This is a genomic window from Paenibacillus sp. 2TAF8 (assembly GCF_052114825.1).
Taxonomy (GTDB): Bacteria; Bacillota; Bacilli; order Paenibacillales; family Paenibacillaceae; genus Paenibacillus.
Map to the genome: position 1 here is coordinate 193,651 of NZ_JBFRFN010000007.1, position 15,463 is coordinate 209,113.

Annotated in this window: 14 protein-coding genes; 11 read left to right on the plus strand and 3 right to left on the minus strand. The window is 48.2% G+C overall.

Translation table 11 applies throughout. From position 1 onward, the window contains the following. The first annotated feature begins 61 nt into the window (after positions 1–61). Positions 62–688 (plus strand): nitroreductase family protein, encoded by a 627-nt coding sequence (locus AB4Z30_RS13160; RefSeq protein ID WP_441926976.1) that lies wholly within the window; start codon positions 62–64, stop codon positions 686–688. 210 nt (positions 689–898) lie between these two features. Here the strand turns inward: AB4Z30_RS13160 and AB4Z30_RS13165 are convergent, their stop codons facing one another. Further along, on the minus strand, positions 899–1,582 hold the full coding sequence (locus AB4Z30_RS13165) for an S-layer homology domain-containing protein (RefSeq protein WP_441926978.1): 684 nt from the start codon (positions 1,580–1,582) through the stop codon (positions 899–901). A 628-nt stretch (positions 1,583–2,210) separates the two neighbouring features. Between AB4Z30_RS13165 and AB4Z30_RS13170 the strand changes: the two genes are divergently transcribed. From AB4Z30_RS13170 to AB4Z30_RS13185, 4 genes are all read left to right on the plus strand, one after another. Then, positions 2,211–3,296, plus strand: a complete 1,086-nt coding sequence (locus tag AB4Z30_RS13170) for a sulfate ABC transporter substrate-binding protein (protein WP_441927149.1) — start codon at positions 2,211–2,213, stop codon at positions 3,294–3,296. A 171-nt stretch (positions 3,297–3,467) separates the two neighbouring features. Next, complete coding sequence (gene cysT / locus AB4Z30_RS13175; RefSeq protein ID WP_441926980.1) at positions 3,468–4,307, plus strand: sulfate ABC transporter permease subunit CysT; 840 nt, start codon at positions 3,468–3,470, stop codon at positions 4,305–4,307. 149 nt (positions 4,308–4,456) lie between these two features. Further along, positions 4,457–5,335 (plus strand): sulfate ABC transporter permease subunit CysW, encoded by an 879-nt coding sequence (gene cysW / locus AB4Z30_RS13180; RefSeq protein WP_441926982.1) that lies wholly within the window; start codon positions 4,457–4,459, stop codon positions 5,333–5,335. 202 nt (positions 5,336–5,537) lie between these two features. Further along, complete coding sequence (locus AB4Z30_RS13185; RefSeq protein ID WP_441926984.1) at positions 5,538–5,777, plus strand: YezD family protein; 240 nt, start codon at positions 5,538–5,540, stop codon at positions 5,775–5,777. A gap of 162 nt (positions 5,778–5,939) precedes the next feature. On the opposite strand, the gene AB4Z30_RS13190 is transcribed toward AB4Z30_RS13185, so the two are convergent. After that, positions 5,940–6,857: a hypothetical protein gene (locus AB4Z30_RS13190; RefSeq protein ID WP_441926986.1), complete on the minus strand. Its 918-nt coding sequence runs from the start codon at positions 6,855–6,857 to the stop codon at positions 5,940–5,942. 387 nt (positions 6,858–7,244) lie between these two features. On the opposite strand from AB4Z30_RS13190, the gene AB4Z30_RS13195 reads away from it, so the two are divergent. The 6 genes from AB4Z30_RS13195 (at position 7,245) to AB4Z30_RS13220 (ending at position 12,890) form a co-directional block, all read left to right on the plus strand. Further along, positions 7,245–7,802, plus strand: coding sequence for an imm11 family protein (locus tag AB4Z30_RS13195; protein ID WP_441926988.1), 558 nt, complete (start codon positions 7,245–7,247; stop codon positions 7,800–7,802). A gap of 110 nt (positions 7,803–7,912) precedes the next feature. Then, entirely contained in the window at positions 7,913–8,740 is an 828-nt protein-coding gene (locus AB4Z30_RS13200) for an imm11 family protein (RefSeq protein ID WP_441926990.1), read from the plus strand. Positions 8,741–8,997: 257 nt separating this feature from the next. Beyond that, positions 8,998–9,627 carry an imm11 family protein gene (locus AB4Z30_RS13205; protein ID WP_441926992.1) on the plus strand — a complete coding sequence of 210 codons (630 nt, stop codon included), beginning with the start codon at positions 8,998–9,000 and terminating at the stop codon, positions 9,625–9,627. A gap of 76 nt (positions 9,628–9,703) precedes the next feature. Beyond that, positions 9,704–10,117, plus strand: coding sequence for a GNAT family N-acetyltransferase (locus tag AB4Z30_RS13210; protein ID WP_441926994.1), 414 nt, complete (start codon positions 9,704–9,706; stop codon positions 10,115–10,117). A gap of 355 nt (positions 10,118–10,472) precedes the next feature. Continuing rightward, the gene (locus tag AB4Z30_RS13215; RefSeq protein WP_251509811.1) at positions 10,473–11,105 is read left to right on the plus strand and encodes an NAD(P)-dependent oxidoreductase; all 633 of its coding nucleotides are present in this window, start codon (positions 10,473–10,475) and stop codon (positions 11,103–11,105) included. A gap of 48 nt (positions 11,106–11,153) precedes the next feature. Further along, positions 11,154–12,890 carry an NAD(P)H-hydrate dehydratase gene (locus AB4Z30_RS13220; protein WP_441926997.1) on the plus strand — a complete coding sequence of 579 codons (1,737 nt, stop codon included), beginning with the start codon at positions 11,154–11,156 and terminating at the stop codon, positions 12,888–12,890. 905 nt (positions 12,891–13,795) lie between these two features. On the opposite strand, the gene AB4Z30_RS13225 is transcribed toward AB4Z30_RS13220, so the two are convergent. Next, the gene (locus AB4Z30_RS13225) at positions 13,796–15,448 is read right to left on the minus strand and encodes a methyl-accepting chemotaxis protein (RefSeq protein ID WP_441926999.1); all 1,653 of its coding nucleotides are present in this window, start codon (positions 15,446–15,448) and stop codon (positions 13,796–13,798) included. Positions 15,449–15,463: the final 15 nt, after the last annotated feature.

The following is a 15,463-nucleotide window of genomic DNA, read 5'->3' on the forward strand; positions in this document are numbered from 1 at the left end:
CAAGGCGTGCTTTGCGAACGTAAAAATATAATATTCCAAACAAAACTAAGGAGTGGAACACATGTCCGTTACTGAAAAAAATGAAACACTGAGCGTCATCAGCGAACGCCACGCGGTTAAAAAGTATGAAAAAGGTTTTGTATTGCCAGAGGCAGACCTGAACGCAATCTTGACTGCAGCTTCCGAAGCGCCCTCTGCCTGGAACCTGCAACACTGGAGATTCCTCGTGATTGAATCCGAAGCAGACAAAGCAAAATTGTTGCCTATCGCTTACGGACAAACACAAGTAGTGGACAGCTCCGTTACGATTGCCGTTCTTGGTGATCTGGAAGCCAACCGCAATACATTCATCTACGATCAAGCTGTTGAAGCTGGCGCACTGCCTGCTGAAGTTCGTGACGCATTGGTGGGTCAGATTAACGGTGCTTACCAAAACCCACAAATCGCTCGTGATGAAGCGATCCGCAATGCTTCTTTTGCTTCCCAAAACATTATGCTGGCAGCACGTTCCCTGGGTTACGACTCTTGCCCAATGGGCGGATACAACCCACAACAATTGATCGAAGCGTTCAACATTCCTGCACGCTTTGTACCAACATTGCTGATCACTGTAGGTAAAGCTGCTGAGCCAGCTCGTCCATCAGGTCGCTTCCCATTGTCCGAAGTGGTTGTAAAAGGTTCTTTCTAAGCTATCAAAACATGGATTATAAGCAGTGATATTCTAAGCGAGTACGACCCTTTTATGGAGGGGTCTTGCTCGCTTTTTTGTTATTTTATAATTCACACTGCGTTATCATGAGCTTATAAAAGGTTGCTATTACCTTATAAAAAACGAGTACCTTCCCAGGGAAGAAAGGTACTCGTTTTTGCGATGCTACATTTTGCCCAAAGAACAGCTCTACTTCTCCGGTGTCTCCGGGATTTGTGGGGTATGGAAGGATTGCATGTGCTGGATAGCATTGTACATCATCACGGCAGCATCAGCGCGAGTAACAGCTTGTTTCGGATTAAACTGTCCATTCGCATCCAATGTGCTGATTTTCAGCACCAAGGAACGTTGTACCGCACCTTGGTATTCTGGTGTAAGCTCATTCTCGTCCGCGATGTCTATCGGCTGGATTTTGATCATAGGCAGACCACCTTTTGCCTCGATGGCTTGCATCAGGAACAGGGTGTACTGTTCACGGGTAAGCGGTTTGGACGGATCGATATTTTGCGGCAGCTTGATACTGTTGTACTGCGCACGGATAAAAGCATCGCTGTACCAGACGCCATCTTTTACAGCAGAGAAATAATCACTTGGCACAGGCATTTTGATAAAACGAATGGCGTTCAAGTTTAAATCCAGTCCGTCCACAATCAGTTGAACACCCTGTGCTGTATTTAGCTGTTCTTCTGGTTTGAACAAGTTGTCACTAACTCCCTTGATCAATCCCTCCTGATGCAGAGATTCAATTTTGTCTGCGCCTGGAATGCCTTGAATATCCATAAATTTAGACGGTGCAGCATGGAGTGGGCCTGCACTTAATGAGAGTGTAAGCATAGCTCCTGCGGTGAGAGCAGCAATCATATTTTTCTTCATTTCGGTGTCGCCTCGCTTTTCCGGAGAGTTCATATCCCTTTGTTTTAAAGTGATTTGCCCCTATAGACGACCCTTTTGTCCAAAAGGTTGCTTCAACATATCGTCAATCTCCATGTAACCGGAGACGCTGAGGTTTCCAGCAGGAGAGATTCGGGTAACAAGATTATTTTTTGCTGCCGGAATCTATATGATTTACCCAACAGGGGTAGTCTGTGTAGTGGTCTTATCGTTCTTATTATGGTGAGAGCAGCGAGGGGGAATCAAAGTTGCGGGAATTCGGTAAAAAACGGAAAAAATGTTTGACAGTCATATAGACTGCCTTTATTATACGTATATAACTCACTAAACAGGTAGGAATAATAAAATTGACTGATTTTTTAGTGGAGTCAGTCATGACAGACACATCAAGGCAAACACGTGAACAGCATAACGTTCTCACCGTATAGACGGAGGAACACCGCAGCGCATTTTACCGATGAAGCATACACGACCTCAGGGGTTGGTATGACTTGATAATGGGAAGAGTGCGCAGGGGGTTCCTCCGTCTTTTTGTTCTTTTCTGGTGCGTATCGCTGTTCTGCCGACCTGGAGTTGATATGCAAGTTTATATCGGGGGGAGTGTAAGATGATGAAAAAGAGAGTTCACAAAGGAATTCTAGTTGGGCTGGCATTGGTGTTAACGGGGGTGCTCGCGGCTTGCGGATCAGATAACGGCGGGTCAAAGACAGCAGGTGCAGCAACGGGAACAGGAACAGATGGCAATAAGAAAGGAAACAAAGCGATTGAACTGCTCAACGTCTCCTATGACCCGACACGAGAACTTTATGAGGAATATAACAAGGCGTTTGCCGCGCATTGGCTGAAAGAGAAAGGCCAGGAAGTGACTATCAAACAATCTCATGGAGGTTCGGGTAAGCAGAGCCGTTCTGTCATTGATGGACTGGATGCAGATGTGGTTACGCTGGCGCTTGGCTATGATATTGATGCGATCGAAGATAAAGGCCTGATTAACGCAGGTTGGCAGGATAAATACGAGCATAACAGCTCACCGTACACATCCACGATTGTTTTTCTGGTGCGTAAAGGCAACCCAAAAGGCATCAAGGATTGGGATGATCTGATCAAAGGAGACACCCAGGTGATTACACCGAATCCGAAGACATCGGGTGGCGCACGGTGGAACTATTTGGCGGCATGGGGTTATGCCCTGAAGCATAATAACAACGACGAAGAGAAGGCAAAACAGTTCGTGGCAGAGTTGTTCAAACATGCGCCTGTGCTCGACTCGGGTGCTCGTGGATCAACAACGACATTTGTGGAACGTGGCATCGGCGATGTGCTGCTGGCTTGGGAGAATGAGGCATTCCTTTCGGTAAAAGAGTTAGGACCGGACAAATTCGATATTGTCGTGCCTTCCATCAGCATTTTGGCTGAACCTCCTGTAGCGATCGTGGATAAAAATGTAGACAAAAAAGGCACTCGCGACGTGGCGAATGCGTATCTCAAATACCTATATAGCGAAGAAGGCCAGACGATTGCTGCCGAAAATTACTACCGTCCTACGCTGGATAGCGTAAAGGAGAAATTCAAGGATCAGTTTCCGAAGCTGGAGCTGTTTACGTTAAAAGATGTCTTTGGTACTTGGCGGGATACCCAGGCCAAACACTTCAAAGATGGCGGCATCTTCGACCAGATTTACGTACCGGGCAGCTAAGGACAAAAGGGCAACAGCATCAAAAGTGAGCAAAAAGAATCAATCAAGGCAAACCAATCAATCGAAGTACCCAAGCGAAGCAAAAAAATCAAAACAAACCCATCAAAGCAAATACTGGGCTGTACGCGGCCAACCAGCCTGACCGGCTGACGGCAGAGAGGATGAATAGGCATGAGCAAGGGAATCGTGATCCGGGCAAGGCGAACATTGCCGGGATTCGGGTTAACGATGGGGTACAGCGTGTTATATCTGAGTCTGGTAGTGCTGATTCCGCTGACGGCACTGTTATTAAACTCTACGGGATTAACCTGGGCAACGATGGTGGAGGTGGCTACCAATCCAAGGGTGCTGGCTTCGTTTCGGGTCAGTTTCCTTACAGCAGGTGCAGCGGCTTTGATCGATCTGTTCCTGGGCCTGCTTTTGGCCTGGGTGCTGGTTCGGTATGAATTTCCCGGCAAACGATTGTTCGACGCCGTCATTGATCTTCCTTTTGCGCTGCCCACAGCCGTAGCCGGGGTGGCGTTAACGGCAATCTATGCCGGAAACGGATGGATCGGACAATTCTTAGAGCCGCTTGGCATCAAGCTGGCATATTCTCAGGTCGGGATTACACTCGCACTGATGTTTATCGGCATCCCTTTTGTCGTGCGTACGGTACAGCCTGTACTGGAAGAGCTTGAAGACGAGGTCGAAGAAGCAGCAGCGACGCTGGGTGCAGGGCGATGGCGGATATTCCGTGCCATTTTGCTACCGGATCTAATTCCACCGCTGCTGACGGGTTTCGCGTTAGCTTTTGCGAGAGGTATTGGTGAGTATGGTTCGGTTGTATTTATTTCGGGCAATATGCCGATGAAAACGGAAATCGCGCCGCTGCTCATAATGGCGAAGCTGGAACAGTTTGATTATGCAGGAGCTACAGCCGTAGCCTTGCTGCTCTTATTGATCTCATTTATCCTGCTGCTGATCATTAATTCTCTGCAACGCTGGAGTCGTAAGGCAGGAAGGGTGTGATGGCAGCGGCATGTAATGCCACAAGATCAGTCGCTAACTGCTCATTCTAACTTCACATTCTGTCCGTGCGGCTTGCCCATTCGTGGTGGCCCGGGCGGAATACACAGCCACTTTGTGGCACACTCACCCAAACCGAAGGAGGTGTATCTATGGCGGGTTCTGTCCCCCTTAGTCCTGTTCCACCTGTAAAAACCGGCCGCAGTACGAATCGTGCCACAACAGAAGCACCTTGGGTAAAATGGCTACTGATCGGACTTGCGAGTCTCGTCCTGATCTGGCTGCTGATCCTGCCGCTGGTCATCGTGCTTATGGAAGCGTTGAAGCAAGGCTGGGGTGTCTACATCGCTGCGCTGACGGAACCGGATGCCTGGTCTGCACTGAAGCTGACACTGCTCGTTGCGGCAATCACCGTTCCGCTAAATACGATTTTTGGCGTGGCGGCAGCCTGGGTCATCACCAAATTCCAGTTCAAGGGTAAAGGGCTGCTGATCACACTGATTGATCTTCCCTTTTCCATCTCGCCTGTCGTTGGCGGTTTGATCTTTGTCCTGGTGTTTGGCTCAAACGGATGGTTTGGCCCATGGCTGGCCGAGCATGATATCAAAATTATTTTTGCGTTGCCAGGTATTGTGATTGCGACATTGTTTATTACCTTTCCTTTTGTGGCGAGAGAGCTCATTCCGCTGATGGAGGATCAAGGCACCCGGGAAGAAGAAGCGGCTGTAACGCTTGGGGCCTCCGGGTGGCGTATCTTCTGGAGTGTAACATTGCCTAATATTAAATGGGGCCTCTTGTACGGTATCATCCTCTGTAATGCACGTGCTATGGGTGAGTTCGGAGCGGTGTCTGTGGTGTCAGGGCACATTCGCGGAGAAACGAATACCTTGCCGCTTCACGTCGAGATTTTGTATAACGAATATCAGTTTTCGGCTTCTTTTGCGGTGGCTTCACTATTGCTGATTCTGGCCTTGGCTACGTTGCTAATCAAGAGTTGGCTTGGGCATAAAGCTGTTTCGGAAAAGGCGTAGCGTGGATCGAGTGCACAAGAAAACAAGCTCCCGAAGAAACTTGCTGTTTGGAGTAAAATATCAATTGACAGCTGCTGGAAGCCCTGATATTGTATAAACCAAGTATATAGGTTGGATAAGAATGAATTATAATTAAACGGACGAAATGCAGGTTCTCACAGGATTATAACGGGTGGTAACCCGAGAAGAGGAGGCGGCTCAAGTGGCTAAGCCGTTAAAAGTGGATGAGGTATGGTTAAACCGAATTGCCGGACAGCTGGATGACATGGAGTTTGGTTCATTGCACATCGTGGTTCATGAGGGACAGATTGTACAGATGGAGCGAACCGAGCGCAAACGTTTTGAAAATACCCCCTCAGGCAGCGCCTCCAAACCCGGCAATACCGCTAGAAGCAGCTCTGCCCGTTCCGTTCGTGGATCAAACGCGAGTGCCAAGGGATAGTTCAGTTTTATCTCTGTCTTATATGGTTACTTCTAAAAATAAACAGGCTGTCCCTTTTGTCATGATGACTTAGGGACAGCCGTTTTTGTATGCGTCTGGGTACCAGCGGAAAAATGTTGTAACTCTGAAGTGTGGAAATTTTGGCAATTTCCTTTAAACTTGTTATTTATCAGATGCCGAACCCGATCTGCGGGGTGTAACAGTGGAAGAGGTATCTTCTTCAATAGGCTCATGTATCGGCGTAGCCATATTGCTGGCGTCATTATCCATTTCAGTGTGCCCGGCATAGGGACGTTCGCTTCGGGAACGTGATCCGGTGATTCTGAAGCCTGAAGCAAACACGATGAGTTGCAGGGCGAGCGCATATGGAGCTGCTGCCAGTCCGATCAGGTGAAGCAGAGAGCACAGTGCAATCAGGAGTGCAAGCCATTTGACCAACGTTCCTGAAGTGCCGCGCTTTGGACTGGACCATAGCAAATAACCATAAAGTATCGTAAGCATAAGGGAAAGGACCTGAATCCAAGGCAACAGGCTGTCCCAGGTATTTAAAGATGTACCTGCGATCCGTTGAGTGTAGAACAGGTTTCCGATCAAAATGGCGGTGGCTGCGAGTGCAACGGGTTCAGCGCCAGGTCGAATAATTGTCCAGATCGCACGGCCCCAGTGTACGGAATGTGTATTTTGGCTGAGTTCGTCCGATAGTGCGGTGCATTCCCTTTCGAGTGCTTTGTGCATCAGGGCGAGTCTGGCTGAATCCTCATTTTTAATACAGTCACGAATCTGATCCTGAAGCTGCGGGGAGAGACATGAGGCCGTTTTGCAGGCTTGCATTGCTTTTAACAGTTCGTGATGTTCGTGTTCACTTGTTGCACATTTTCGTTGTTCATCGATGCTGAGTTGTCCCAAAAGTCTCGTACTTATGTATAGTGTATCTCGTATCTTTTGCATACGCCTTTCATGGCTGCGACGAATTTCTGTGGCTGACCACAGATAAACGGCCAGAAGCAAGGCAATCACACCCAGTAGTATGAACGCAGCATCGGGATGTGATGACAGGTTATCCAACCAACGTTGAAACACAACATTTCCTCCTTTACAACCAACTTGACGTATGTGGAACATGCTTTACGCAAGCTTTCTCTCACTATTACACAGGAAGTAGATGAATTCAAGCAGTTGAAGCAGTGGATCAAGAAAAAATGAGGAGGGGATTTATTGAGGGTATACGCACTAAGACATAAAGATAGTTGTATGGAGATAAATTATATTGATCGGCAACATGAACTGGGTTCAGATTTTAAAGGGGGTATAAAAGGGGGGATTTGGATTCCAACAGTAGTGAAAACACTGTACAAAAAAAGATATAGTGACTTTCCTAGATTGTTACCAGGGGTACCAATTATCAAAAGAAACGTTAGAACGGTTCTTGAACCTCGTATTTCCCGTGAGGTAGAATTTCTTCCTTTAATGCATGAAGAACTAGAGCTATACGTAGTGAATGTTACCAATGTACTAGATTGTGTGGATTGGAATCGTTCTGAAATCAGGACATATAGTGATGGTTCTTGGGCTGACTTTAACAAGCTGGTGTTTGATTTTTCTAAAATCCCGGTGGATACATACATGTTTAAAATAAAAGAGACCGCCACCGTAGAGGTGTTCGTTACCGATCTATTCAAACAAGTGGTGGAAGAATATAAATTCAAAGGTTTGAATTTCAACGTAGTATATGATTCCGAGTTTACCGAAGAGAAGGAAGATGAGCAGCAGCGAATATATGATGCTGCACTTGAAACGATAGAGCAAAACAAAGGACAAGAGTACAGCTACAATGATGCGAGAAAACTGGTGGATCAGGGGAAAACGATGATCAGCGGGCGATGGAAAATGAAGCTGGATGATCAAGGGCAATTTTGGCTGGGTGAGTTGCTGAAAGATTTGTCCTATCAATGGATGATGCCAACGTATACTCCACCAGCGTTGTTATTGGAATCTTGGCATGAATCTGATCTTCTGGAACAATGAACATGTGAAATTAACCTATTTCTATGCTCCTACCTTATAGAATTGAGTGTGTGCGTAAGGGGTTACTCGAAGGAAGATTAGAATTGGGGATTAGGTAATTTATTAGCGAGGTGGACAATATAAAAGTTTATGCATTAAAAAATGATCAAAAATCGAAATTATTAGCAGCAGTCGATAATGATGATCACCCAATTAATAGTGATTTTCATGGTGAATCTAAGTTAACGGAATGGACCAGTATAAATTTAGAAACTCTCTACAAAAGAACGTATAATGATTTTCCTGATTATGTTATTGGTAAGCCTATAATCTCAAAAAGAGTGAAAGAGGCGATGGACAAAGATCGATTATTAGAAGGTGAAGTGGAATTTCTACCTTTAACAAATGATAATGAAGAATTGTTTATGCTCAATGTCGTTAATGTTTTGGATTGTGTTGATTATAACCGTTCTGAGATTGGGAGATTTAAAGACGGATCATGGGCACGTTTTAACAAGCTTGTATTTGATCCTGCAAAAATACCTCATGGGACGTGTATGTTTAAGATTAAAGAAACTCCAGGTGTACAGGTTTTTGTTACTGAAAAGTTCAAACAATGGGTTGAGGAGCATAAATTCAAAGGGCTTAGTTTTTCCCAAGTGTATGATGCTGACTTTACTGAGGAAATGGAAGCGGAGCAACAACGATTGTATGATGCTGCACTTGAATTGATAGAACAAAACAAAGGAAAAAAGTATGCCTATGAGGATGCCCGTGAACTTTTAGATCAGGGAAAAACGATGATCAGCGGGCGGTGGAAAATGAAGCTGGATGATCAGGGGAGATTATGGCTGGGTGAGTTGCTGAAAGGTTTGTCTTATCAATGGATGATGCCAACGTATATTCCACCAGTCTTGTTATTGGAATCTTGGCATAAAGCTGATCTACTGGAACAATAAGCATGCGAAATTAACATATTCCTATGCCCCTACCCTATAGAAATGTTAGAAAGAAGATGAGGATACTGAAAGTCTACAAACTGAGTGGCCATCAAAAAAGTATGGATATAAATTTAGAAGATTCAAGTTCCAAGCACTTGCTTAACTCGGACTTTAATGGTGATCGATTAAGGGGATTTTGGAGTCCGGTTAAGGTGATTACTTTAAACAAGAGGAGTTACCATGATTTCCCGGATTTCATTTTAGGAAAACTCATTGTGACAGGTGAAGTAAAAGATGCATTGATTCCTTTGATACAATCACATGTAGAGTTTCTTGAATTAATGCATGACAGTTTGGATCTATACGTTGTCAATGTGATCACTATCCTTGATTGTGTGGATTGGAAACGTTCGGATGTGATGTATACCTCTAAGGGGCGTTTCTCCAGATTCAATACAATATTCTTCGATGTATCTAAAATACGACCAGGGACAGCGATTTTTAAGCTGAAGGAAACTGCATCTCACCAAATCTATGTAACAGAAGAATTTAAAGAATTAGTGAATCAGCATAAGTTTAAAGGGCTTGATTTTACGCTCGTGTTTGACTCCGAGTTTACCCAAGAGAAGGAAGACGAACAGCAACGATTGTATGAACAAGCAATTGAATCGATCGAACAAAACAAAGGAAAAGAGTATGCCTATGACGAAGCCTGTGAACTTGTGGTTCAGGGAAAAACGATGATCAGCGGGCGATGGAAAATGAAGCTGGATGATCAGGGGAGATTATGGTTGGGTGAGTTGCTGAAAGATTTGTCTTATCAATGGATGATGCCAACGTATATTCCACCAGTCTTGTTATTGGAATCTTGGCATGAGGCCAAGTCATCAGAAAAAATGTCATAGGTTATGAAGGAATTAAAAGCTAAAGTTTAGAATTAATTCTGGTTATAGAGATTCTAACAGGAGAGGGGAACATTGGATGAATGAGGTGAAGATTGAACATGCACCGCCAGCCGCGGTTGAATATTTAGCACTGCGGCAGATCGCGGGGCTTAGTGAGATGAGCCGAGAAGGGGCTGAGATTGGACTGCCGCGTAGTTTATTTGCGGTAAGTTTGCGAGAAGCGGATGTTCTCATCGGGATGGGACGTGTCATTGGGGATGGTGGTTGTTTTTTTCAAGTGGTTGATATTGCAGTGCATCCCGATCTTCAGGGGAAGGGTTACGGCAAACTGATTATGATCGAAATCATGAACTATTTGCGTGAAGCTGTTCCTGCGCGTGGCTTGGTCAGTTTGCTGGCGGATGTCCCTGCGGATCGCTTATACGCACAGTTTGGGTTTGAATATACAAGTCCGAAATCCGAAGGCATGTGGTGGAGGCAGGGGGAGTAGAATGTAGGCTTGTTAACACCTCGAACACAGTAGAGGTCAACCAAATCGTTACCGCAGCCTTTGGGGAACCAAAGGTTTTTTTGCTTGAGTTCATCCCATCGGGCGATAATTCCTGATGCGAATGAGTTTTCAGGATGATTGGGACGGAAGAAGCCTATGAAGAGATCTACAATGTTTGATTGGGGTCAGGTTGTTCAACTGAGGCGTTGATAACGCTAATGAAGATTCGAGTTTACAAGTAGGTTTATCCGGTTTAAGATGGCGTGAGCCGTTTAAGGTATATAACAACAGGATTAAGTATTAAAATAACGGTATAGCTGATTAGATGACATCGACAGAAAAGAGGGATTCGGATATGAAAGTAGCGATTTTTGGAGCGACTGGAGCGATTGGCAAGACGATTTTGTGGGAATTGATGGATCGTGGTCATGAAGTGACAGCGGTTGTGCGTGATCCGTCCAAGGTGGAGATGGTGCATGAGCGCTTGCGTGTGGAGCAGGGGGATGTGCTTAACCCGGATCAGGTTGCTGATTTTGCGGCGGGACAAGAAGCGGTAGTGAGTGCTTACGGGCCGAAGTTTGGCGAAGAAGAGGAACTGCTGGAAGTAACGCGTTCACTGATCGAGGGGGTGCGCCGCGCAAATGCCGGACGTCTGGTTGTTGTTGGCGGAGCAGGCAGTCTGATGACAGATTCAGGCGAAATGCTGATGAATACACCTGGTTTCCCTGAGGAAATCAAACCTCTCGCGCAGGCTCATGCGGATGCTTATGGGCTTCTTGAAGAATCGAACATTCACTGGACGTATATGAGTCCGGCAGCAACGATCACGACAGGGCGGAGAACAGGCCAATTTCGGATTGGCATGACTCGTGTCATTACAGATGACCTGGGCGAAAGCAGCATTTCTGTAGGTGATTTTGCCGCAGCGTTGGTGGATGAACTGGATGATCCGCAATTTGTTCAAGCACGGTTTACAGTGGGTTATTAAGCAGTATAAGGATGACTGCTGTTCATTATGCGACTGGGGGGATGAGCGTTGTTTATCGTAACTGCTGATCAGATGCGGGCTGTGGACGAGTATACGATTCAGCAGCTTGGTATTCCTGCGGTCAGTCTGATGGAGAACGCAGGCAGAGCGATTGCCGAAGAAGTCATCAAGCTGTGCCGGGAAGGAATGCTTGATAATGATCGTGGTGGAGGCAATTGCGGAGAAGTTGATAAAGCTCAGCGTGGAAATGGTCAGGTTGAGGGTGGTGATGGCTGGCCTGATCGCGGCCAGCCGCAAGAAGCGTGGCGGGCACATACCGGGCCCGGAGATCGCTTAGGTTACGGGGGCGACATCATCGCCGATTCGGCGCTGGTGATGGCGCATACCGGTGATCAGCATTGGTACATGCTGATCGGTAAGGGCAACAATGGCGGCGACGGGCTGGTTGCGGCGCGCCATTTGGTTGAAGCGGGGCTGGGCGTGACGCTAGTTTACGCCGATGCTCCGGAGGCACTGCGGGGCGAAGCCGCAGTGCAACGGGATGCCGCTGCGAAGCTCGGCATCCCTGCCGTTGTCCACGGGCGCGAAGCCGTGGACTTTAGCCGGTGCACAGGCATCGTCGATGCGTTGCTAGGCACCGGCTCGCGGGGTGCGCCGCGTGGAGCGTACGCGGCGCTGATTCGGGCGGCGAACGGCAGCGGTAAGCCGATCGTGTCCGCCGATGTGCCTAGCGGCCTGAACGCCGACACCGGGGAGGTGCACGAGCCGTGCATTGAAGCCAGGGTGACTGTATGCCTTGCGCTGCTTAAGCGCGGGCTGGTGCAGTACCCGGGCGCTTCTGCCGCTGGGCGCATCGTTGTGCGCGCCATCGGCATTCCCGCGCGGCTTGCGCCCGAGCATGGCTCCTCGGTCCGTCTGTTGACGGACGAGGTGCTGCGTGGTGCGCTGCGCGTGGATACAGGCCGTCGCCGGGCACCGGACGGCCATAAGGGCACCTACGGCCACGTATTACTGGCCGCAGGAAGCATGCCGATGAGCGGCGCAGGCTTGCTCTCGGCCAAAGCCGCGCTGCGCACAGGCTGCGGGCTCGCCACATGGGCGCTGCCCACGGCACTGCTGCCGCATGTCATCGGCACCGTGCCCGAGCTCATGCTCGCCGCTGCAGCCGATGGCGACAGCGGCGAATGGAACGCGGCTTCCGCCGCAGCGGTGCTGCGCCTTGCGGAGAGCCGCGACGTGCTTGCGACCGGCCCGGGCCTCGGTCGCTTCAAAGGCGACACCGACTGGCTGCGCCGTCTGTGGCAACAGGCGGATCGCCCGCTCGTCATCGACGCGGACGCCCTCAACATGTTGGCAGACGCAGGCCCGGATGGGCCAAGCGCCTGGGGCCAGCGCAGTGCGGCGACCATACTGACGCCGCACCCTGGCGAGATGGGCCGACTGCTGCGCATGTCGACCCCCGAAGTGCAGCGTGACCGAATTGGACACGCTGCACGTTACGCCCGCGAGCAGGGCGTGACCCTTGTGCTCAAAGGAGCACGAACGGTTATCGCAACGCCTTCCGGCGAGGCGTACATCAACACCACTGGCCACGCCGGCATGGCAACGGGCGGCGCTGGGGACGTGTTGACCGGCATCATCGCCGGTCTGCTCGCCCAAGGCCTCAGCGCGGAGCAAGCTGCCACGTTCGGTGTATACCTGCATGGACAGGCCGCCGAACGAGCTGCGTTGCTACGCGGCGATCCATCTTCTCTGCTGGCAGGAGATATCATTGATGCATTGTGAGATATATGTAAACATGTTAACCAGCGTAGATGATCATACGAAAGCATTAACGTTTTAATGCTTATCATGTTCAAGTATAAATACATCAAAAAGGAGCCCTATCCATATCGTGGCAGGCTCCTTTTTTTGATATGAAGCTAACTTATTATTACTAGAAACATCGCTACATCTTTGGTACACAGCACCAACCTGGAAATGTCACAGCAGTATCAACCATAGTCATCCCCGCAACCGTTGAACAAATCCACCAACTTAACTCATCGATGCGTCCGTCGCAGAAGCTATCAGTCTAACTCATCCCCGCAACCGTTGAACAAATCCACCAACTTAACTCATCGATGCGTCCGTCGCAGAAGCTATCAGTCTAACTCATCCCCGCAACCGTTGAACAATTCCACCAACTTAATCTACTCCAGTTTTGACGAAGCAGCGTTGTCCAGTGTTAATCCCCAGTTGTTCAGAATGAAAATTTCTAACGATCATGAGAAACCTTATTTGGCACATATTCACCCATTTTATTTTCTAACGATCTCAGGGAACCTTATTTCAATCCTTTACTATGAAAAGCGGCCATTTTCCTCGGTTTTTACCCAAATAAGCTCCCTGGGGATCGTTAGAATTTCAAACGACTCAGAATCATTCAAATAAGGTCATCTGAGATCGTTACGATAAAATTTACGTCCATTTACGATTATATTACGCTAAAATTTACGCGCATACTCCGCATGAATATACTGCAATTCCCCTCGAAGCCTGTTTAGGTGATATTAACCCCCAGTTAGACGACAATCCGCCACAATCGCCAATCACACACAGAAGGAGAGCAGGGGAGAGAGCCCCTTTTTTTAAACTAGCCATCACACATCCGCTCTACTGTATAGGTACGCATATCTCGTGTGTTGCTCTTACAGACGGAAGCGCTGGAGTTCCTGATGCATCTCGGCACTAATATCACGAAGTGATTTGACCTTGATACTAGCTTCAGAGAAAGAGCGTTGTTGCTCCGCGGTGGAAGCGGTGATTTCTTCACTGCTGGCAGCAGATTGCTCGGTGATCGCACTGATATTCTCAATCGCCTGCTGCACCTGTGAGCTAAGTTTGCTGGATTGTGTCATGTCTTTAGCAAGCTGCTGAATTCCTGAGCTGATGCGCTCCACACTCTCGCGAATAGCCGAGAAGGATTGCTGCGTTTGTCCGGTAGCTTGTTCCTGTTCTCCAAAAAGCTGCATGCTTTGCAGCACAGAACTTTTTACTTTTTCCATTGAGGTTGTAATTTCGTTAACCGCTGCATAGATATGTTTGACCGATTGAGCGGACTGCTCAGCCAGCTTGTTTACCTCGCCTGCCACAACAGCGAACCCGCGCCCGGCTTCCCCGGCACGTGCAGCTTCAATGGAAGCGTTCAGGGAGAGCATGGTGGTCTGCTTGGCAATTTCGGATACATATCCCGTCATCGTTGTAATGCGAGCTGCACTCTCTTCCAGCTCCAGCACGGTCTGTTCTACTTCGGACATGGCATGGCGGTTTACTTCAGCGAGTCGCAGCTGTGCTTCAATTGCTTTATTTCCCTCTTCCACCGTGGCTAAAACATCGCGTCCATCGGTAGCGGATTGGGCCGTAGCCTGAAGGTTACTGTCGAATGTAGATTGCATCTTRTCTACAACCATAACGGTTTCGCTAAGATCTTCCGCAATCTTTTGGCTGCCAACAGATAGTTCTTCCGTGGTACGGGACACCTGTTGCACGATGGCTTGTACCGTATCATTGCCGCGATCAATATCCTGCGCCATCTGATCGACACGCTGTCCAGCTGTGTCGATAGACTGGATAATCCCGCGAATATTATTTGTCATTTGCCCAAAGGAACGACTCAGATCATCCAGTTCATCTTTACCCCGAGTTTCCGGCAGCGTTTGGGTCAGGTCACCACTGGCGATATGCCCGGCCGCATCCTTAATCATACGAATACGTTTGGCGATCTGACGTGATGTGTACATATTAAAGAGCATGACGGCGATGAACAAAAGGACAGCCCCTCCAAGAGCAATCTGCCATGTCTTCTGGATGTCGCTCTCCAAGTCTAACGTATATTGCGTGTATCGCTCCCGCGTTATCTCATTCAGAGAGTAGATGTCATTCTGTATACCTCGAACCCGGGCGCTGTAACGTTTGGCTTCTGCACTGTCCATGCTGCTCATCGCTTGAGTTGCACCCTGATCGAGTGCTTGCAGCTTCGTTTGAACGGTCTGAATGAGCTGTAGCTCCTGATCCGTTTCCAGCAATCCCTCTGTCAGTTCCTTCACCATAGCTTGGCCTTCTTTCAGGAGAAGCAGTACGGCTTCCTGGTTACCGGCAGTCATGGAGAAAGAATAGACATCCAGCGCCTGCTGGGTCTGAATCTGATTGGAGTTTAGTTCAGTTACCTTAAGCATGGCAGGTACCAGGTTTTGATTTTTCGCATTCATGCTGAGCAGTTCCATAATGATATAAGCGACCAGCGCAAGGCATAGAAGAAGTGAGATCAGAGCATTAGTAATAAGTTTTCCCTGTAATTTCATATGGCGTACCTCCTC

Bases quoted from the DNA above. Each gene is read 5' to 3' on its own strand.
- AB4Z30_RS13165 (WP_441926978.1), bottom strand. From the start codon at position 1,582: ATGAAGAAAAATATGATTGCTGCTCTCACCGCAGGAGCTATGCTTACA.
- AB4Z30_RS13160 (WP_441926976.1), top strand. From the start codon at position 62: ATGTCCGTTACTGAAAAAAATGAAACACTGAGCGTCATCAGCGAACGC.
- AB4Z30_RS13170 (WP_441927149.1), top strand. From the start codon at position 2,211: ATGAAAAAGAGAGTTCACAAAGGAATTCTAGTTGGGCTGGCATTGGTG.
- cysT (WP_441926980.1), top strand. From the start codon at position 3,468: ATGAGCAAGGGAATCGTGATCCGGGCAAGGCGAACATTGCCGGGATTC.
- AB4Z30_RS13215 (WP_251509811.1), top strand. From the start codon at position 10,473: ATGAAAGTAGCGATTTTTGGAGCGACTGGAGCGATTGGCAAGACGATT.
- AB4Z30_RS13195 (WP_441926988.1), top strand. From the start codon at position 7,245: ATGCATGAAGAACTAGAGCTATACGTAGTGAATGTTACCAATGTACTA.
- cysW (WP_441926982.1), top strand. From the start codon at position 4,457: ATGGCGGGTTCTGTCCCCCTTAGTCCTGTTCCACCTGTAAAAACCGGC.
- AB4Z30_RS13210 (WP_441926994.1), top strand. From the start codon at position 9,704: ATGAATGAGGTGAAGATTGAACATGCACCGCCAGCCGCGGTTGAATAT.